Origin of the sequence: Planctellipticum variicoloris (assembly GCF_030622045.1) — a bacterium.
Taxonomy (GTDB): domain Bacteria; phylum Planctomycetota; class Planctomycetia; order Planctomycetales; family Planctomycetaceae; genus Planctellipticum; species Planctellipticum variicoloris.
On record NZ_CP130886.1, the window covers coordinates 3103939 to 3123823 of the forward strand.

Here is a 19885-nt window from a genome sequence, read left to right on the forward strand (position 1 = left end):
ATTCGTCGGGGCCTTTCGAGAAACCACTCGCAACCGAAGTCCGACCTCAATCCGAACCCGCACCAGCGCCAGAGTCACCCTTTGTCCCGGAACCGCGGCGGATCCGGACACATCATCGCGTCCAGCACCGTCCGTCGCTGCAGCGTGGTTGCGAGCGTCCCCTGAGGTTCCACTTCCTGCAGATCCCGCGCCAGTCTGCCGATGTCCACGCCGGCGGGAACGTAGATCTCCATGAAGAACCGGAACTGCCGCCCTTCGTCGACGCGCGAGGCCTGCAGGTCCATGACGTCGATTCCGTCCTGGGCCAGTCGATGGGCCAGCCGACGGAGGACGCCCGGGCGATCAGGCCCGGAAACGGTCAGAACGTACCGTTCGGCCTGCTGCCGGTCGGGGACCGAGTCGCACGCATCGTCGTCGGCGAGCTCTTTCAGGCTGACTTCCGCGGCAAATGGCCGACAGACAGCCTGAATGTGATCCAGGACGACTTCCCGCGGCCGCCCCTCGGGGAACTCCACCGACATGATCAGCGTGAAAAAGCGGTCCATGACCGCCTGACTGGTCGCGAGAATATTCCCGCCCAGTTCATCCAGCGCATTCGCCAAGGCCGCCAGCATCCCCACGCGGTTCGCCGCGAGCACAGTCATGACATATCGCTTGGCCATCCGCTGTTCCCGAGGACCCGGTGTCTGGTGCGTCCCAACTCCGCATTATAAACCAATTTGACGCGATTGCTCGACCATGCCGGGCCGCGGAGAGTGAAAACTTTGACACGTTCCGATTTCCGGGGCTCACCCGACCGATTAAAATGACGCAAAACCTCCAGCAGGAATACCGACCGACGAGATTCGTGCGTGCGTTTGGCCTTGTCGGCCGTTAGCATCCAATCCGGTCGACGGGTGTTTCCAGGTTTCGGACGGGAAGTCCACGTGGCAGTCATCGGAGACGAAGATCTGCTTGCCTACTTCGACGAACGCCTCGCTCCCGAGGTCAGCTCCCGCATTGAGCAGGAATTGCGCAGCTCGCCCGACCTCTTACGCCGGGCGGCGAACCTGATCGAAGCCCGCGACCGGGGCGGCCACAGTCTGGGGGAAATCTGGCGGCGAACGCGGGCCAGTTGCCCCAGCCGGGCAGTCTGGGCCGCCTGGGTGGACGGACGTCTGGGCGACGCGATGGCCCAATACCTGCATTTCCACCTGACAAACGCCGGCTGCAGCTACTGCTCGGCCAGCGTCGACGATCTCCGCCGGAACGATGACGCCCGGGAGGCGGAGAATCGCGTCCGAAAGATCTTCCAGACTTCGATTGGCCGGCTTGCAGGATCGCCCGACGGCGAACGCCGCTGAATTCGCCGGTGAGTTGTCGAAATCAGCCCGGTCGGAAGTTGCTTTTGTCGACCATCCGAGTCCATGATGGCTCAGTCGTGATCTCGTTCGTTGATGTGTTGATCTGTTAAGTCCCGACCGGACGCGTGAGGCGGTTCTGTGATGTTTTCCCGGAGTTGGCTCCCCGCACTGTTGCTCGTCGCAACCGCGACGACAGGCTTCGCTCAAGATTCGGCCAAATCGATGTTCGTTTTCGTCGGCACCTATACCGGCGGAAAAAGTCAGGGCATCTATACGCTGAATCTCGACATGAACACCGGCGCGCTGACGCCCGTGACCGTCACGTCAGGAATCAAGAACCCCTCGTTTGTCGCCATTCATCCGGGCGGAAAACTGCTCTATGCCGTCAGCGAGATCGCTGATCTCGACGGCAAGCCCACCGGCGGCGTCACCGCCTTCGCCATCGACACGCAAACCGGAGGACTGACGGCCCTCAACTCTCAATCTTCCACCGGCGCCGGCCCCTGTTATGTGACGGTCGATAAGTCCGGCAAAACGGTGCTGGCCGCCAATTACGGCGGCGGCAGCGTCGTCTCGTTTCCCGTCGCGGAAGACGGCAAGCTGGGGCCGGCCGCCAGTTCCATCCAGCACCGCGGTTCGAGCGTCAATCCCCGCCGACAGGAAGGGCCGCACGCGCACTCGATCAACGTCGACGCCTCCAACCGCTTTGCGATCGCCGCCGACCTCGGACTCGACAAACTTCTGGTCTACAAGCTCGATTCGGTCAAGAGCACGCTGACTCCGAATGAACCGCCGTTCGGCGCATTGCCTCCCGGCAGCGGTCCCCGGCACTTTGCCTTCCACCCGAACGGCAAATTCAGCTACACCAATAACGAACTGACTTCGACGGTCACGCTGCTCGACTGGAATTCCGCGCTCGGCACGCTCGCGGCGCGCCAGACTCTGAGCACGCTCCCGGCAGATTTTCCGCAGGAACGCAACTCGACGGCAGAGGTCCAGGTCCACCCCTCGGGGAGCTTTCTCTATGTTTCGAACCGCGGCCATGACAGCCTGGCGATTTTCAGCATCGATCCGTTGAATGGAGAGTTGCACTCGGTCGGCCATGAAGCCACCGCGGGCAAGACCCCCCGCAATTTCGGCATCGATCCGACCGGAACATTCGTGCTCGCCGCCAATCAGGACAGCGACTCGATCCAGGTGTTCCGGGTCGATCTGACCTCCGGTCATCTGATGCCGGTCGGCGGGCCGGTTGAGGTTCCGCGTCCCGTTTGCGTCAAGTTTCTGCCCCGGTAGACGGTGGACAGACACGGGCGTTTTCGGCACTCTGCAGCGGCTCATTGATGGCGGTCGCGCGCAGTCGACACGGACTGCGGCCGGCAGCCCCGTCCCATTCGTTGCACCAGCCCCCGAGAGCCAGCCGCCATGCCGGACGATCGACAGCCCTCTGCTCCCACCGCCGCCTCGCTCGGACTGGCCGAGTTTCTCGGCACGTTTCTGCTGGTGTTTTTCGGGTGCGGAGCGGTCCACGCTGCCGTGCTGACCAGCGCCCAGACGGGGCTGTGGCAGGTGGCGATTGTGTGGGGTCTGGCGATCATGATCGCCATCTATACGATCGGGGCTATCAGCGGGGCGCATATCAATCCGGCGATCACTTTCGCATTCGCCGCCTGGGGGCGAGTGGGGTGGGGGCGGGTTCCCCTGTATGTGATCAGCCAGTTGCTGGGGGCGTTTGCGGCGGCGGCCGTTTTGTATGTCCTGTTTTCGGGCCTGCATATCGAACAGGAAAAAAACCTCGGCATCCGGCGCGGTTCTCCGGGGAGCGAGCTGACGGCCATGTGCTATGGCGAGTTTTTTCCCAACCCCGGCGGCGCCACCGAAGACGGAAAGTTTTCGATGGCGAAATTCCGGCAGATGCGGTCCCGCTTCGGTCAGGGCCAGGCGTTTCTGGCCGAGGTGCTCGGGACTGCGATTCTGGCGATGGTGGTTTTCGCGGTCACGGATGCGAAGAATTCGGGGGCGCCGGCGGCGGGCTTTGCCCCCGTGTTTATCGGGCTCACGGTCGCGGCTCTGATTTCGGTGATTGCGCCCCTGACGCAGGCCTGTTTCAATCCGGCTCGCGATTTCGCGCCGCGGGTGTTTTCCAGCCTGGCCGGCTGGGGGAGTCTGCCGTTCACCAGCAACGGCATCGGCTGGCTGACGGTCTACATTCTGGCTCCGACGGCAGGGGCCTGGATCGGGGCCGGGATTTACGAACGATTGATCCGGCCGGGACTGCCCGCCGGCCGGTGACGACGACCATCCAAAGTCGAGAGGCTTCTTCCCATGAAACTTGCGCTGGCGGTCCTCCTGTGCGCGGGTTGGTCGGGGATCGCCTTCTCCGAGGAACGGCTCGATCCGGCTCTTCCGTATCAGGCCGAGCGGAGCCATCCGGTTACGTACGACGTCGAATTCGCCTTTGTAGTGACCGCCCCGTACAAGACGAAGCAGCTCCGGGTCTGGGTGCCGTTGCCTCCGTCGGATGTCGCGCAGGAAGTCACTGGCCGGGAGCTTTCGGCGTTCCCGGACGACGTCCGTCCGGAGATCGCCACTGAAACGGTTTACGGCAATCAGTTTGCCTGCTTCACCTTCGAGAAGCCGCAAGGGGCTCAGATCGTCCGGCATCGGTTCCAGGTCACGGCCTGGGAGCTGAACTGGAAGATTGACCCGGCCAAAGTCGAAACGGTCCGCAACTGGCCGGCGAGCTTCGCCCCGTATCGGCGGAGCGATGGCGGAGCGGTTGTCGTCGACCAGCGATTCGAGAACTTGCTGGCGGAGATTGTTCCGGAACGGGCGACGGCTGCGGGAGACTTTCAGCGGGTCCTGAAGTGGGTTGACCGAAACTTCGAATATGACCACGTGAATGCGTCGCTGCAGGCCCGTTCCGAGCACGGGCTCGAACGCCGTCGGGGGCACTGCAGCGATTATCACGGGTTCTGCGCCGCGATGGGTCGAGCGCTCGGGGTGCCGACGCGGGTCACTTACGGGATCAATCCGTTCCCCAAGGCGTCGCCGTCGCACTGCAAACTCGAAGCGTATCTCGCGCCGTACGGCTGGGTCAGCTTCGATGTTTCCGAGACGCAGAAGCTGGCGGAGCTGATCCGTAAGACGCCGGAGCTGACCGACGAGCAGCGGCTGGGCTTGATCGCCCGGGCGCAAGGCCGGCTGATGTCCGGTTTCCGCGATAACACCTGGTTCCTGCAGACTCGCGGGAGCCGGTACGAGCTGGCTCCCAGAGCCAGTAGCGGCCCGGTCAACGTCGTCCGGACGATTTACGCCGAGGCGGACGGCGTCCCGCTCGTCGAGCCCGATCCATCCAACAAGGATCAGACAGCCTTCACCTGGATGACGGCCCACCGGTATCGGGCGGATCGTGATGTGGCGTATCCGTTCGCGGACGTGCGGAGCCTGGAAGAGTAGGGGGGACGAGGCGGGCTTCGGGTTTCGGGCTTCGGGCTTCGCAGAGACATCAGGACGGTGTGAACTGGTCGAGAAGACTTCGCGCAGAGATGCGGAGCTGAGCGAGACGACGCAGAGCAGGAAGAAGAGGGCGGCAAGCGACATCGCCACACGCGGCCAGGCTGCCCCGCCAGCGGCGGTCGCTGCCCCGCCGTGGGCGGTCGCTGCCGACTCAGAGATGGGTTGAGATTGGATGCCGCATTCGGTTGCGTTGGAAAGAGCACTGGCGGAGGAGTCGCCAGTGGCACCACACGCGGCCACACTTGGACCGGTTGCGCCGCCGCTGGCGGTCATTGCGGACTCGGAGCTGGGTTGGGGGTGGATGCTCCTTGAGGCTGCGTTTTGAGGAGTCGATGGGAAGACTTCGGGCGCTGACGCTTCCGGCTCTTTTTTGAGGCTGCGGACGGGGGCGCCCGGTCCTACTCGTTGATGCCAGCAGACGCCGGGGATCTGGGCGGGGTCGGCTTCGGCGGAGAGATCGCGGAGGTAGGTCGGGCGCTGGTCTGCCGGTTGCTCGACGAGCCAGGCGTGGTACTTCTGCCAAATTTCGAGGCGGCGTCCGAAGCGGTGCTCGAGGGTGTGCCAGGAACGTGGCGAGAGCCGGTTGAAGGCGGCGATCGTGGGGAATTCACCGGTGAGTTCGCCGACGCGGCTGATCTCCTGGAAGAGATGCTCGTCGGAATGGAGTTTTCTGGGGGCGACTTGCGGCGGAAGTCCCGCGGCGACGCGGAGATTGGTCCAGTTGCCCCAGAGCCGGTAGACCCAGAAGGGCTCGATGCGGGTCAGGCGGAAAAATTTGAAGAGCGTGAGGTCGGGGCCGTAGTGGTCGGCCAGGAGTCTGAGGCGTTTGCGGAGGTCGTCCATTTCGAACATGGCGGGGGCCGGAAGAGAGGGGGGGGAAGGAAGTGGTTAGTGATTAGTGGATAGTGATTAGTGCGGAGGAGAGAAGTTTCCAGAGGTGTCAGAGCGAAGCGATTCTCGGCCTCTGGCGACCCTGTTTGACCCCATTCGGGGTCTGCGGAGGCGGATCTTCGCCCAGGGCTTACGCCGCTGGGCGACATTGGTTCGCCCCTGGCGGGGCTTTGGAGTACGCCGGTGGAGAGGGGGCGATTGTGTCCTCTCAACCTATGGGGGTTTGTTGCGCGGAATTTATGGAATGGTGATTGGTTGTTTGTGATTTGTGATTTGTGATTTGGGAAGCGGGACGCGTGGGGGCTTTGGAGATGGTGGATTGAGGCGCCCTCTCAACCTATGGGAGTTTGTTGCGCGGAATTCATAGTTTGGTCCGTTGTCCGTGGGGCGTAGGGCGATCCGTTGCGTGGCGAAGGGGATGCGGAGGCTGCGGATCGGCATGCGGGGGCGTGCCCTGCGGGTTGGGCGGCAGGGCGTGATGCGGGTGGACGAGACATTTTTTCTGCAACAAATGCGAAAAAAGGGGCTGACTGGCGGAGGGGCGGGGTGGTACAGTGGTGTTTGTCATTTCCCAAGGGCCCTGGCCGGGAGAACTGTCTGTCGCTGCTGCGTAAGCGACTGCGGTCCCGTCCGGGGCTCTGTGCATTCCGACTCCGGGGGGAGGGCATCATGATTGCACCGTGGACGACTCCGATCACCCGCGAGACCTTGCTGCACGCCGGCTGGACGCGCGAGGCGATTGGCTATGAGCTGGAGCTGCCGGTCGTGGATGGCGGGGAAGCGATCCGGCTGCTGCTGGTAGAGGCCGACGGCGATCCGATGGTGTTCGTGGCTCAGGATCTCGACGGCGAAGCGGACCACAGCGTGGTGCAGCTTTCGTGCGGCCGGTTCGAGACGATGCAGTCGCTCGAACGCCTGGTCACGGCGCTGCGCGGGGACGCCGGCCAGCGGGGGTCGAGCTCCGCCGGGAACCGGTCATTGCGAACGGGCGGGAATGGTGCGGAGGGGGTTTTCGTGGTCGAGGGTCCGGGGGCTGATTAGCGCACTCTTTCGCGATCCAATCCGCCATCTGGATCGAGGAACGACGCAGTCGCCGCTTGTGAATCTGTCGGAAGACCGGGGCTTCGCGAAGACGCTCCAGCCGCCGGCCACCCCGTCGCCACGTGCAGGAAGACTCCGGACGCTGACGCTTCCGGTTCGTGGGTTTCCGTTTGGCCGCGTGGCGCCGACTGCGGATGCTCCGGATAGCGGCGTTGCAAAGAGCACTGGCGGACGAGCCGCCAGTGGCACACGCCGCCCGGCTGCGGACTCAGAGATGGGTTGGAGATGGACGCCACATTCCGCGGCGGTGGTGGATCGGGGAGAGATCATCGCAGCGTGTTTGTATCGACGGGTTGGCCATCGTTGTGCTGGAGGATGCGCTGCAGGGTGTCGGCTGGCATCTTTGGGTTGAGATGCGAGTGGACGGAGCCGTCGCAGAATGCGGCTCGGAAGGAGTTCAGGGACGCCGGGAAGAGCTTGTCGAGGTGTTTCCAGTCGATCGGCAGATCTTCGGGTTTTGTCCAAGGGACGGCCTGTTCGGGGGAGGCCTGCAGGATCATGACCGTGTTGGAGGTGCCGTCGCGGATGTCGCGGATGGGCGTGCCGGATTTGCCGTGGAAGGGGGTTTCGTCGGCGACCGGGAGGAGGAAGGTGGTTTTGCATTCGAGGTTGCGATCGATGGCGTCCGAGGCGAAGACGGCGGGCATCTGGCGGAGGAGGGGGCGGTTGTGGGGGCTGTCCCAGGGTTCGTCGAGATGAAACTTGGCGTAGAGGGGGCTCTGGTCGAGGTAGGGGAGGAGATGGACGCGCCAGCTCAGGAGGGGTTTGCCGTCTTTCGAGAAGCTGGCGGGAGGGGGGAAGCTGCCCCAGGCGTCGTGGAAGTTATGCATGGCGAGGCCGAGCTGCTTGAGGCTGTGGACGGCGTCGAAGGCTTCGGCGGCGAAGAAGTTGCCGCCGCACAGGCGGTCGAACAGGCGGCTGGCGATGGGATTCTGCAAGGAGACGCGGGCATCGATGCGGTCGCCGGCGGCTGTCAGGAGGTTCGCGGGAAGGGGATCGGCGGCGGGAGCGTCCGGCGTCGACTGCCGGTCGAGCCACGTCAAGAAGGTGGGGGCCCAGGCGGCGATGGAAGCGGCGTCGGCGGGGCTGGACGCTGCGAGCTGGAGCCGAGCTTCATTGCGTCCGGTGTCGAGCGCCAAGGAGATCCATTGGATGGAGGCGGCGGCCTCGGGGGCGAGCTGGCCCGATTCGGCCGGGAACGTCGGCCAGAATTCGCGGAGTATACGGCGCTGCGCGGGGGAGGGGGCAACGGCGACGGCAATGGGGACGTCGCCGGCGGCGGCGAAGGCGGTCTCGAGGTCGGGGCGCGGGGGGCAGAGGACGCGGCCGAGGCGATCGAAGGCTCCTGCGTGGCCGCAGAAGACGACGGAATCGCGGAGCGTGACGCGGAGGGGGACGCCGAGCGTGGCGGCTTCGGGGTCTTCGGCGGAGTCCGGATTGCCGGTGGCGAGATAGGCCGCGATTTTACGGGCGACGGCTGGTTCGGAGGCGGGGATCAGCCAGAAGGGACCGGCGCGGCCGAGGTCGGCGGAGCTGATGATGGCGTAGACGCGGGTGGCGCCGAGGCCCTGCAGTCGGGAGCGGATGCTGTCGGCGTAGGTGACGATCAGCGTGGTCTGCTCGGGGGTGCGGGCTGCGGACTGGGGGATCAGGCGGGCGAGGGATGCGGCGTCCTGGAGGGCGAGGTCGAGCCGGACGACGGCGACGGTTCCCTCTTCGAGCAAGGGGGCGATCTGGGCGAGCGTGGCGTCGGCGGCTGAAGCCACGCGGGCGAGGGCGATGACGGCCAGCAGGGCCGCGGTGATCCGAGCGGGAGTCATGGGAGGGGTCCTTGGAAGTGTGCGGGGGACATTGAGTCTGCGGACGAGGTCGAGCGCGTGTCAGTTTTTGCCGGCGTTGAGGTGGAAACGGATCAGGATGTAGTCCTCGCCGGGGAAGCCGGTGGGGGCGTCGAGGACGGCGGTGTTGCCTGTCGATGTGTAGGGGAAGTGCTGGAGCGTCACCGGGTGGCGCGGGACGGGAACGACGGTGATTTCGTCGAGCGACGCGGGGAGCTGGCCGTGGTGTTGTGCGGCGTGGAGGCGGAGGGCTTCGACGACCATCAGGGCGCAGTGGCGGATCACCGGTCGCCATTCGGCCTTCAGAGCCTGCTGGACCGCGGGCATGAGATCTTCCGCCAGGAACGTGGTACGACTCGGGCCGGCGGCGTTTGCGAACGGACGTTTCGACTGGCTGTGGAACTCGCCATCAATGAGTTCGATGAGAGCGGGGTCGGCGCGGCGGGTCCATTTGAGGAGTTCCAGTTCGGTGCGGCGCGTCGAGCGAATCTGATGGACGGCGACGACCTGGCCGACGGGCATGGCGTCGAGATCGACGTGAGGGATGCCGTCGGCTTCGAGATCGCGAAGGGCTCCGGGGTAGCCGTTGAACAGCGTCTGAAGCAGATACGCATCCGCCAGCCAGTCCGGTGCATCCTGTTTCGGAATCCGACGCGAATCCGACGTGAGCTGGCGCGAGTCCCGAAGCGTCTGACGAAAGTCCCCGCGCCAGCCCTCTGACGTCCGCGGATGCAGCTCCGCGTCGCTGAACCAGGGGAAGACGCGTTCGGGGAGGGTCAGCTCGGTGTCGATGGAATCGCGACACTGAACCAGCGACTCCGGGATGCCCGCCAGAGCCCAGTAGAGGCTGGGTGAATCTGGAAGTGCGATCAAATCTGCCAACCCGACCTGCGTGATTGAGGCGCAAGCGATCCCGACCAGGTCGATGATGATGCACTCGTTATCGTCGAGTGCATGCGCCAGGCGCAGTCCGGTGCGAGCCCAGTCGGCCGCTTGCACAAAATCGCCGTCGGCCAGGGCCAACTGCATCTTCAACTTGATCAGCCGCATCAGGGCGCGGGCTTCCTGGAACTCGCCGAGTCGGTACTCAATCGTGGCGAGTCCCCTCAAATCTCGCATCCGCAGACTCCATTCGGTCTGCTCCCGGAGCGCGGCGATTCGGGCGTTTGACAGGTTCTCGGTCCAGCGCGTCAGGTACTGACGGACTTCCTCACGCGGCAATTCTGCGACCGGCATGTCGATCCACGGGACGGTGGCACCGCCGCCGAACGCTTTACGAAACTCTTCGGGCTGCGCCTGCGAGGCCCGATCGAGGCCGGCGATCGCCCGGTACCAGTAGGTGACCGAGTTGCCGGGGGTCAGTTCGCCGATGCGGGGCCAGAGGGCGTCGGCGGGGAGGGAGGGGATCGTTTTCGACGGCATGGCGACCGTGCAGGTTGCGAACGGGCCGCGCGGTTTGGGCGACTGGGGGGCGCCTGGCTTTTCAGGAGTGAACGGTCCGTTCGGGCCGAGCTGCACCTGGGCCATGGCGGACGGGCCGAGGCCTGGCGCAAAGGTTGCGAGCAGGCCGAGGAGGAGTATTCGACGGGCAGGGAACAACATCAGACAGGTCTCCCGTGAGGACGGTGACAGAACGCGATGCGGAAGAATTGAATCGATCGGGTTTACAGGTCCCGGTCGAACTCGTCGGACCAGCGGCGCCGGAAGTCGAGGACCGTCGTGCCGGGTTCGGCGGAGGCGTGCGGGCGAAGGTCCGTCGCGGCTACGGCGGGTTCGGCAATGCCAGCGGAGCGAAAGCCGCGAATCGTCAGGAACTGGCCGCGTTCCAGGCTCCAATCCGGCAGCAGACTCGTCGGGACGGCACCCGTGCGCTGCATGACGGCTGCATGTGTCGGGACTGCGGGGATCGCGGGTGAATCATGGCCGGTATCGGTGCGGGTAACGGCGGTCGGCGATGCTGCTGGAACCGCGGTCACGCTTGCGCCGTTACCTGGGAACGGGGGCGTAGACGTATCACCGAGCCACGCGCCGCCGACGGCAATGGCCGCGAGCCAGCCTGCCGCCGTGCCGGCCAGAAGAAACCGGCGCTGGCGCGTCTGTTCGGATTCCGCGGCAGCGCGGCCGGCGGCGAACATCAGAGTGTCGCGATCGACGGTAGACGGTCGCGGTTTCAGCGAGAGGAGCGAGGCTTCGAAGCCTGGATCCTGACGATTCATTTGGGACATGGCACCCCCAGATGCTTGCGCAGTTCTTCAATTCCCTCGAGATACCGGCGGTGAGCCGTGCTCGACGACCGGCCGATGAGCCCGGCGATTTCTCCGAACGACAACCCGCCCCAGAGGTGGGCGATGACGATTTCGCGCGTTTCTTCCGGCAATTGCCGCAGGGCCTGGGTGGCGGCGGAGGCGTCCAGTCCTCCGGCGGGGTCGGGCTCGAACCAGCCATCGCCATTCGCGGCGGCGGACTCATGCCGGGCTCGGCGGACCGAGGCCCGCCGGTCGCTGATGGCCAGATTGCGGACGACGGTAAACAGCCAGGCGGCGGGACTGGCCGGCGTCCCGGATTGGCGGGCGAGTCGCACGAAGGCTTCCTGCACGACATCGGCCGGCGAGCTGCTCCACTGCCGGGCATAAAGCTCCAGCGCGGAGGAGTGTTCCTCCAGCAGACGTGCCAGTAGTTCCGCGGCGACGGGCATCGACATTCCAGACGAGAGAGAGTTCTCTACCAGTCTGACGCCTGTCGAACGGGAGCGTCCCGCGAAAAGTCGAAGATTCCGGCCGGCGGTCAGTTCATCGCCGTGCCGCCGTTTCCACGAACACCACGGGTTGCACTCCGTCCGCCTGACGGCGGACTCCGTTACACCCGTGGCTACAGCCCGTCGCCCCTCCGGGGCTCAAGACAAGACTGCGGGCCTATTTCAGCTTGGCGAGGCCGCGTTCGAACATGGCGAGTTCGTTGCGGGTTTCGGGGGTTTCCCAGCCGCGCTCGAGACATTTGAAATTCCACGGGTTGCACTCCGTCCGCCTGACGGCGGACTCCGTTACACCCGTGGCTACAGCCCGTCGCCCCTCCGGGGCTCAAGACAAGACTGCGGGCCTATTTCAGCTTGGCGAGGCCGCGTTCGAACATGGCGAGTTCGTTGCGGGTTTCGGGGGTTTCCCAGCCGCGCTCGATGATCGAGAGGAGGCACTGGCGGCCGCGTTCGAGCCATTTGCGGACGCTTTCGGGTTCGGTCTGGGCCATTCGGGAGCAGAGGACGCTGAAGCTGCGGAGGATCTCGGGGGTTTCGCCGAACTCCATGATGATCCGTTCGCCGACTTTCAGGCTCTGGCGGTAGAGCTCCGCGGCGGCCTGCTTGTCGCCTGCGGCGCGATGCATGTCGCCGGCTTTGATCAGCGAGACGGAGACGTCCTGCAGCCTTTCGGACGATTCTCCGTAGACTTCGACGGCCCGCTGGCTGAGTTCGACGGCGCGAGCGTAGTGGTCGGCAGCGGCGTCGCGGTTGCCTTCGAGGCGTTCGACGTCGCCGACCTTGATCAGGGCGAGGCGGACGTTGAGGAGATTTTCTTCGGTTTCGCCGTCTTCGCGGAGGATCCGTTCGCAGATTTCGAGGCTTTGTCGATAGCGGGCGAGTCCGCCGGACTGGTCTCCTTCGAGTCGTTCGAGGTCACCGACGTGGATGAGGGCGGAGGAGAGTTCGCGGAGAGTTGCGGGGGATTCGCCGGCCTCGTCGACAATTCTGCCGCAGACTTTGAGCCGCTGGCGAAAGCGATCGAGCGCGGACAACTGATCGTTCTGCATCAGTTCGAGGTCGCCGAGTTTGCTGAGGGCGACGCTGACGGAGCGGAGGTTATCGGGGGTCGGGCCGAAAGCATCGACGATGCGTTCGGTGATTTCGAGCGCTCGGCGATAGCGGATCAGGGCGCCGGGAAGATCGCCCTGGGCGACTTCGACGTCGCCGAGGCGTTCCAGAGAGAATGCGAAGTCGCCGAGGCGTTCCAGAGAGGCTCCGAGTTCTTCGACGAGGCGTTCGCGGATGCGGAGGCACTGTCGGAAGCGGACGAGTGCGCTGCTGGCTTCGCCGGCGGCGAGTTCGAGTTCGCCGACGCGTTCGAGGGCCAGGCTGAAGAGTTCGAGGTTTTCGGAGGAGTCGCCGAACTGCTGGATGATTTTGCCGCAGACCTCGAAACCGTTGCGGAAGCCCTGGAGGGCGGCGTCGCGATCGCCATTGAGGAGCTCCATTTCGGCGACGCGATTGAGGGCCACGCCGAGGTCGCGCAGACCGAATTCGGTCTCGCCGGTTTCGTCGATCGCCTGCTGAGCGAGTTCGAGCCCCTGACGGTAGCAATCGAGCGCCGCCGCGGCGTCCCCGGCGGTCCGTTCCAGGTCGCCGACGCGTCGGAGGGAGATGGTGCGGTCGCGTCGGGCTTCGGGGCTGTCGCCGGTTTCGGCGAGCTTGCGTTCGCAGAGATCCAGGCTGCGGCGATACCAGGCGAGCGCCTCGGTTTGTCTCTGGGCTCCGAGTTCCAGGTTACCGATCATGACGGCGATGTCGTCGGCCATCTGGAGGTCTTCGGGAGTCCAGCCGAATTGCTGATCGACGTGTTCGCAGACTTCCCAGGCCTGCTGGTAGCGGGCGAGGGCGGCTTCGAGAGATCCGCCGTCCCGTTCGAGATCGCCGGTGCGCAGCAGCGAGCCGATGAGTCCCCGGAAGCTGGCCTCGGTTTCGCCGTGTTCCTGGAGGGTATCGGCCCAGGCGGCGAGGCTGTCGCGGTAGCGATCGGCCGCACGTTCGCGATCGCCGGCGGCGAGTTCGAGGTCGGCGAGTTTGACGAGGAAGGAGGCGAAGTTTGAATCGTTCTCGAGGGCGGCATCGGGCCTCTGGGCGAGCGCTGCGCGGACTTCCAGGTAACGTCGATAGTGGTCGATTGCGGCGGCCGTTTCACCGTTTTCGAGATCCCGGTCTCCCATGCTGAGGAGCAGATCGGACCACGCCTGGAGCATGGGGGTGGTGGAGTCGCCGGACTGGAACACGCGTTCGTAGGCTTCCAGGCGTCGATTGTCGCGTTGAGCGGCCGACTGCTGATTTCCGGTGGCGGACTCGAGTTGTCCCACCTGGGTGAGGAGGGACTGGAGGGCCTGTTGGGCTTCGACGTCGGCGTCGTTGTGCTGGAGGTACTGCTCCTGCATTTCCAGCCGCTGCTGGTATCGCGAGAGGGCCGCGGCCTGCTGGCCCTGGGCGAGTTCGAGTTCCGCGAGCCGGTCGAGCAACTGGTTGATCGGGACGGCGGCCGTGCGGGATTCGCGGAGCTGCGGCGGAAGCTGTTCCTGCAGTTCCAGGCTGCGGCGATAGCGGGCGAGGGAGGCGGTCGAATTGCCGGTTTCGCGTTCGAGGTCGCCGAGCTGGACCAGCCGATCGGCGAGTTCGCCGGCGGAACTCCCGTGTTCGTCGCCGGCCGAGAGAAGTCTCTCGGAGACGCCGACGAGGCGTTCGAGGTACTGCACGGCGTCGTGCCGCGAGCCGCCGGCGAGTTCGACGTCGACGACTTTTTTGAGGAGGCCTTCGAGGCGGCGTTCCATCTGCTCGTTGGCGCCGGTCACTTGAACGAGATTCTGGCAGACGTCGACGGCCTGACGCTGATGGTGTGCTGCGGCCTGCTGATCGCCGACGGACAGCTCCAGTTCGCTCACGCGGTTGAGGAGTTCCAGCAGGCTGGTCAAAGAGGCTCCGTCGACTTCGACGGCGGCCCGCTGCTCGCTCAGATCCAGGCTTTGACGGTACTCCTCGATCGCCGCCGGGGTGTTTCCCGCGGCGAGTTCAAGGTCGCCCAGGCGGCGACGGAACTGTTCGAGTTCGCGTCCTTCGACCAGGCTGTCGCCGGTCTGCTGCTGCAGGCGATTTCCGACGTCGAGGAACCGCCGGTAGTAGTCGATCGCGGCGGCCGAGTTTCCGGCTCCGAGTTCCAGGTCGCCGACCTGCTTCAGCGTCGCCCCCAGGTCGCGGATGGATTCGGGCGGATCGCCGGTCAGGTGCAGCAGGCGTTCGCGGACGTCGACGCTCTGGCGATACCGCGCGAGGGACTCCGGGACCTGTCCTTCGGCCCGTTCGAGGTCACCGAGCTTCACGAGAGACTGGAGGAAGTCCTGGAGTGCGGCCGGCGACTCGCCGGTTTCGGCCAGAAGCCGCGACTTGTATTCGACATTCTCCCGGTGGCGCTGGAGCGCCGCGGCCCGGTCGCCCTCGGCAAACTCCAGGTCGCCGACCCTGGCCAGAAGCATGCCGAGATCCGGGAATTCGGCGGCGGCCTTGCCGTACTCCTGCTGCAGTCGTTCGTAGACGCCGACACTCTGACGGTAGCGGTTCAGGGCGGGCTTCGTTTCGCCGGCGGAGTGTTCGAGATCCGCGACGCGGCGCAGGAAGTCTCCGAGTTCGTGCAGAGACTCGGCGGTCTCGCCGGCGACCTGGAGTTGCCGTTCACGGACGTCGAGGGCGCGTCGATAGCGGTTTACGGCGTCCGTCTGGTCGCCTGCGGAAAGTTCCGCGTCGCCGAGCTGGACGAGGAGATCTCCCAGACTCTGCAGGCGTTCGGCACTTTCGCCGTCGACTTCCAGCAGGCGTTCGCGAACGTCGACCAGCCGGGTCAGGCGTGCGAGCGCTTCCTGCGGATTTTCGGCTTCCGGCTCGACATCGCGGAGGCGGATCAGACTTTGTTCGAGCGCCCGCAGCGATTCGGAGCTGTCGCCGGACAGCTCCCGCAGGCGTTCGTGCACCTGGACGTCGCGCAGGAACCAGCGCCGCGCCGCTGCCAGATCTCCGGCCTGACGTTCCGCTTCTCCGAGCGTGAGCAGCAACTGGCTCAGAGAGGCGAGCCGATCGAGGGTTTCGCCGTCGATTTCCAGCAGGCGCTCGCGAACCTCGACCAGTTGAGCGAGTCGCGGTCGAGCGGCAGCTTCATCGCCTGCGACGTCTTCCAGTTCCTTCGCCTGCAGCAGGCTGTTCTCAAAATCGGCGAGCGACGGTGCGGTCTCGCCGGCGAGCAGTCGCAGCCATTCGTGGACTTCCACGTTGCGGCGAAGTCGTTCCAAGGCCCTGGGGAGATTTTCCGAGGCTCGTTCGACAGAGGCTACATGGACCAGCAGATCGCTTAGAGCCGTCAGGCGCTCGACGGATTCTCCGCAGACTTCGAGGAGTCGCTCACGGACTTCGATCAAGCGGCACAGGTGCTCGTACTCGGCCGCCGACTCTCCAGCGGCGCGTTCGAGTTCAACCAGCGTCCACAGGCTGCCGTCGAGAGCCTCCAGCGATTCGCGGCTATCGGCGGCGAGTTCCCGCAGACGCTCGCGAACATCGACGTTCCGGCGGAAGCGCTTCAAGGCCTGTGGGGAATTTCCGGCCTGCGACTCGATGGTTCCGACGCGCACCAGCAATTCGCTGAGGGCAAGCCACGAGTCAGGATCGCTGCCGTGGACTTCCGCCACGTGTTCCCGGAGTTCAATCATCCGATCGAGGCAGGAGGTGGCGGCTTCGCCGTTCCCGGCGGCCGCCTCAAGCTCGCTGACCTGCAGCAGGCAGCGTTCCAGCGCGGCGAGCGAATCGGCGCTCTCGCTGCTGAAGTCGCGAATCAGTTCGCAGAGTTCCACATTGCGACGGAAGTAGACGAGGGCCCGTTCCTGTTCGCCGGCCGCCAAGGCACTTTGTGCGACGTCGACCAGCAGTTCGCTGAGACCACGGAGAGTCGTTTCGCTCGGGCCTGCGACCTGAAGCAATCGTTCGCGGACGTCAATCCGGCGATTGAGCAATGCTCCGGCTTTCGCCTGATTCCCGTCTTCCGCTTCCAGCTTGCCGAGTTGGACCAGCCGCTGCTCCAGCTCTTCCAGCCCGGCGACGCTTTCGCCACGGAGGCCGAGCTGTCGCTCCTGGAGTTCCAGGCGACGCTGCTGGCGCGTCCGCGCATCGGGCCGGTCGTGCGTCGCGAGGGCCAGGTCCACCGCCTGGGAGAGCAATGTGTCCAACGCGGCCAGATGCTCTGCGACATCTTCCGGGAGGTTGAGGAGTCGCTCGTGCAGCTCGATCCGTTGCGCCAGGCGGGTACGGGTCGCGGTGGAGTCGCCCTCGGCCGATTCCAGATCGCCGAGCTGGATGAGGCAACGATCAACCGTTTCCAAAATGTCGGCGTTGTCGCCGGTGCGGTTGAGGAGTCGCTCCAGAATCTCCAGGCGACGCTGCAGGCGCGGCCGTGCGCCGGCACGGTCATTCGCCGCCAGGGTGAGTTCCACGGCCTGAGCCAGGAGCGAGTCCAGAGCGGTCAGGCGATCGTCGGTTTCTTCGCTGATCGCCAGCATTCGCTCGTGCAACTGGATCCGCTGCGACTGTCGGACGCCTGCGGCGGCGGCATCACCTTCGGCGGTCTCCAATTCGCCGAGCTGGGCCAGGCAGCGGTCGACTTCTTCCAGAGCGGCGACGTTTTCGCCGGTCTGCTCGATCAGCCTGATGCGAATCGCGACGTTCCGTCGGAACTTCTCCAATGCGGCGGCGCGATTGCCGGCCTGCAGCGCGCCGTCGGCGAACCGAAGCAGAAGGGTTCCGAGTTGCTGGAGCCGCTCCGGGGTTTCGCCGGCAACGATGAGCAATCGCTCCTGCAGACCGGTCTGCCGATCGAGCCCGTCGAGGGCTGCCGCGTCGTCGCCGGCGGCGGCTTCAAACTCGACGAGGTCCTTGACGAAGCCGATGAGCGATTCGAGCGATTCCGAGGTCTCGCCGGTCAGCTTCAGAAGTTGCTCGCGGACATCGACGTTGCGCCGCAGATGAACGATTGCCGACGGCTGGTCGCCGACTTCGAACTCCAGTTCGGCGAGCTTGACCAGAAAGTCGGCGAGCCCCTGCAGCGTTTCGGAGTTGTCGCCGGTCAGTTTGAGGAGACGCTCGCGGATGTCGAGATTCCGCCGGTAGCGTTTCAAAGTTGCTGCGCGGTCCCCGGCCGCGAACTCCAGCCCGCCGACCTGCAGCAGATCCGCCGAGAATCCCTGCAACGATTCGGCGCTGTCTTCGCAGAGCGGCAGGAGCTGTTCGCGAACTTCCAGATTCCGCTGATAGCGCTGGAGCGCCGCGGCGCGGTCGCCGGCGGCCAGTTCGAGTTCGCCGACCCTCAGCAGATAGCCGCCGAGCGCCTGGAGCGACTCCACATCGGCCCCGACTTCGGTCAGGAGGCGTTCGCGGAGGTCGAGGTTGGCTCGATAGCGAGCGAGGGCCGCGGTGGAATCCCCCTCGGCCAGTTCGAGATCGCCCAGTTGTACGAGGAAGTCGGCCCGCCTGCGGAGCGTGGACACGTCTCCAAGGTTTTCCGGTTCCGCGGCTTCGAGAAGTTCCAGCTTGCGGCGATAACGCCCGATGGCCTCCTGCCGGTTTCCTTCGGCGAGTTCCAGATCGCCGATGCGGCCGTGGTACTCGGCGAGTTCGACGGGGGAGGCGGGGCCGGCCCCGGATTCCGTCGAGAGCCGTTCGCGAATGTCCGCGACACGGCGATAGCGGGCCAGGGCCGACGCCCGGTCGCCGCCGGCCAGTTCCAGATCTCCCAGCGAGGTCAGGCAGTCGTCGATGTCGAGCAATCCGGCCTGGGACTCGCCTCCCTGGGCAAAGATTGTTTCCGCTTCGGAGAGGGCTGCGAGCATGGCCTCGCGCGCGGCGCCGACGTCCTCGGTCTCCGCAAGAATCCGGCCGCGATTGCGGGCGGCGACCAATCGCCAGCGGTTGCCGTCGCCGGCGATCTCGGAGATCTGCTGATAGGTCTCGCAGGCTTCGTCGGTTTCGCCCCGGAACCAGGCGAGCTGTCCGCGGAGATCGAGCATTTCCAGGTCGCGCGGCTCCTCGGCGAGGACGATCTGGAGCTCGCGTTCGGCCGTCGTATCGTCACCACGGGCGAGGGCCATCGCGGCGACCTGACGTCGCTGCTGACGACTCTGACTCCGCAGCGTCCGCTCCTGCTCTCCGAGTCGTTCGAGTTCGGCCCGAACGCTGTCCAGCGCGGTGGAGGTTTGTTCGACGTGGCGTTCGAGGGTTTGCTGCAGTTCGTCCAGTTCGCCGGGCAGCAGAGGTTGTGCGGCGATGCCTGGCGCCCGTTCGCCGCGCGCGGCTTCGCAGGCGAGTTCCGCGAGCCGGAGCGCCTCGGGAGTGAGCCAGGCGTGGCCGAGGCCGGACAGGACGACGGAGTCTTCCGAGGGGCGTGCGAGGACTGCGCGTCCGTTTCCGACGAGGACTGCGGCCAGTTCCTCGTCAAGCTGGCCGACGGCGAACTCGAGGGCTTCGAACTCGATCGACAGACGTTTCCGGACGCTGGCGTCCCAGGTGGATAACAGACGGGCGGCTCGATCGTGGGACCAGGCGACGAAGGCCTGCCCGATCGTTTCCAGTTCATGGCCGCTGGGACCGGCGGCGAGATCCTGGAGCGCGGCGGGGAACTGCTCAAGGAGTGCGCGGAACCCGACGAGTCTCACACCGGCGAATTCCTCTCCGCCGAACTTCAGGGCACCGAGGACCGCTTGCGGAAACTGCCGCTGCAGCTTGTCGGCGATCACGCGGAGGCACTTGTCGGAAACGGTTCCGGCTTTTCGCTCGCGCAGGACCTGCAGGATCGGGAGCCATTCTTTCCGATCGAGCGGCTCCAAAGTTGCGGGGCCGAATCCCGGGCCGGCTTCGTCGATCTGGGAGCAGGTCGACGGGAGCAAGGTGTCGCTGGATCCGACGGCTTCGGAGGCGAGATCGACGAAGGGTTCGTCGACGCCGACGGCAAAGTCGGCGAGCGCGGCTCTTTCGGCCCGGACGACGGCCTGATTGGATTGTTCGGCGGTGGCGGAGAGGACCATCGCGAGCGTGCGGCCGACGAGGCGGTGGAGGTCACGATGTCCGAGCAGCCCGCCGGCCTGAAGGAATCCTTTGAATCGACTGTTCAGGCTGACCGCCAGCCGGCGTCCGCCGTTGCCGCCGAGGGCGTCGGCGAGAGTTTCCGCGATGCCGGTTCCGGTCATGCCCGAGACGGCGGATCCCGCGACGACGCCGCCGGCCGCCATGAGCGCGCGGGGGAGCGTCAGCGTCAGATCAACCTTGGCAAGCATTCCCGAATCCCGAAGCTCAGCGGCACCAAGTCATGGTTTATGAAGGCAGCGTGAAAGGTATCAGAGAGAATCGGCCCGACGTCGCAC

At 65.5% G+C, this 19885-nt stretch carries 12 protein-coding genes; 6 read left to right on the forward strand and 6 right to left on the reverse strand.

Going from position 1 to position 19885, the window contains the following annotated elements:
- Window positions 1–74: 74 nt before the first annotated feature.
- Window positions 75–662 carry a glycine cleavage system transcriptional repressor gene (locus tag SH412_RS12015; RefSeq protein WP_336523757.1) on the reverse strand — a complete coding sequence of 196 codons (588 nt, stop codon included), beginning with the start codon at window positions 660–662 and terminating at the stop codon, window positions 75–77.
- A 264-nt stretch (window positions 663–926) separates the two neighbouring features.
- On the opposite strand from SH412_RS12015, the gene SH412_RS12020 reads away from it, so the two are divergent.
- From SH412_RS12020 to SH412_RS12045, 6 genes are all read left to right on the forward strand, one after another.
- On the forward strand, window positions 927–1343 hold the full coding sequence (locus SH412_RS12020; protein ID WP_336523758.1) for a hypothetical protein: 417 nt from the start codon (window positions 927–929) through the stop codon (window positions 1341–1343).
- 141 nt (window positions 1344–1484) lie between these two features.
- Entirely contained in the window at window positions 1485–2636 is a 1152-nt protein-coding gene (locus SH412_RS12025; RefSeq protein ID WP_336523759.1) for a lactonase family protein, read from the forward strand.
- 129 nt (window positions 2637–2765) lie between these two features.
- Window positions 2766–3632 carry an MIP/aquaporin family protein gene (locus tag SH412_RS12030; RefSeq protein ID WP_336523760.1) on the forward strand — a complete coding sequence of 289 codons (867 nt, stop codon included), beginning with the start codon at window positions 2766–2768 and terminating at the stop codon, window positions 3630–3632.
- A 33-nt stretch (window positions 3633–3665) separates the two neighbouring features.
- Window positions 3666–4799 carry a transglutaminase-like domain-containing protein gene (locus tag SH412_RS12035; RefSeq protein ID WP_336523761.1) on the forward strand — a complete coding sequence of 378 codons (1134 nt, stop codon included), beginning with the start codon at window positions 3666–3668 and terminating at the stop codon, window positions 4797–4799.
- Between the two features lie 468 nt (window positions 4800–5267).
- Complete coding sequence (locus tag SH412_RS12040) at window positions 5268–5765, forward strand: hypothetical protein (protein ID WP_336523762.1); 498 nt, start codon at window positions 5268–5270, stop codon at window positions 5763–5765.
- Window positions 5766–6419: 654 nt separating this feature from the next.
- Window positions 6420–6791, forward strand: a complete 372-nt coding sequence (locus SH412_RS12045) for a hypothetical protein (RefSeq protein ID WP_336523763.1) — start codon at window positions 6420–6422, stop codon at window positions 6789–6791.
- A 326-nt stretch (window positions 6792–7117) separates the two neighbouring features.
- Here the strand turns inward: SH412_RS12045 and SH412_RS12050 are convergent, their stop codons facing one another.
- From SH412_RS12050 to SH412_RS12070, 5 genes are all read right to left on the reverse strand, one after another.
- Window positions 7118–8671, reverse strand: coding sequence for a DUF1559 family PulG-like putative transporter (locus SH412_RS12050; protein WP_336523764.1), 1554 nt, complete (start codon window positions 8669–8671; stop codon window positions 7118–7120).
- 60 nt (window positions 8672–8731) lie between these two features.
- Window positions 8732–10291 (reverse strand): MalT transcriptional regulator family protein, encoded by a 1560-nt coding sequence (locus SH412_RS12055; RefSeq protein ID WP_336523765.1) that lies wholly within the window; start codon window positions 10289–10291, stop codon window positions 8732–8734.
- A gap of 62 nt (window positions 10292–10353) precedes the next feature.
- The gene (locus SH412_RS12060) at window positions 10354–10914 is read right to left on the reverse strand and encodes a hypothetical protein (protein ID WP_336523766.1); all 561 of its coding nucleotides are present in this window, start codon (window positions 10912–10914) and stop codon (window positions 10354–10356) included.
- Complete coding sequence (locus tag SH412_RS12065; RefSeq protein WP_336523767.1) at window positions 10902–11384, reverse strand: RNA polymerase sigma factor; 483 nt, start codon at window positions 11382–11384, stop codon at window positions 10902–10904. The genes SH412_RS12060 and SH412_RS12065 overlap by 13 nt, the downstream gene beginning before the upstream one ends.
- Window positions 11385–11785: 401 nt before the next feature.
- Window positions 11786–19798: a hypothetical protein gene (locus SH412_RS12070; protein ID WP_336523768.1), complete on the reverse strand. Its 8013-nt coding sequence runs from the start codon at window positions 19796–19798 to the stop codon at window positions 11786–11788.
- Window positions 19799–19885 lie beyond the last annotated feature (87 nt).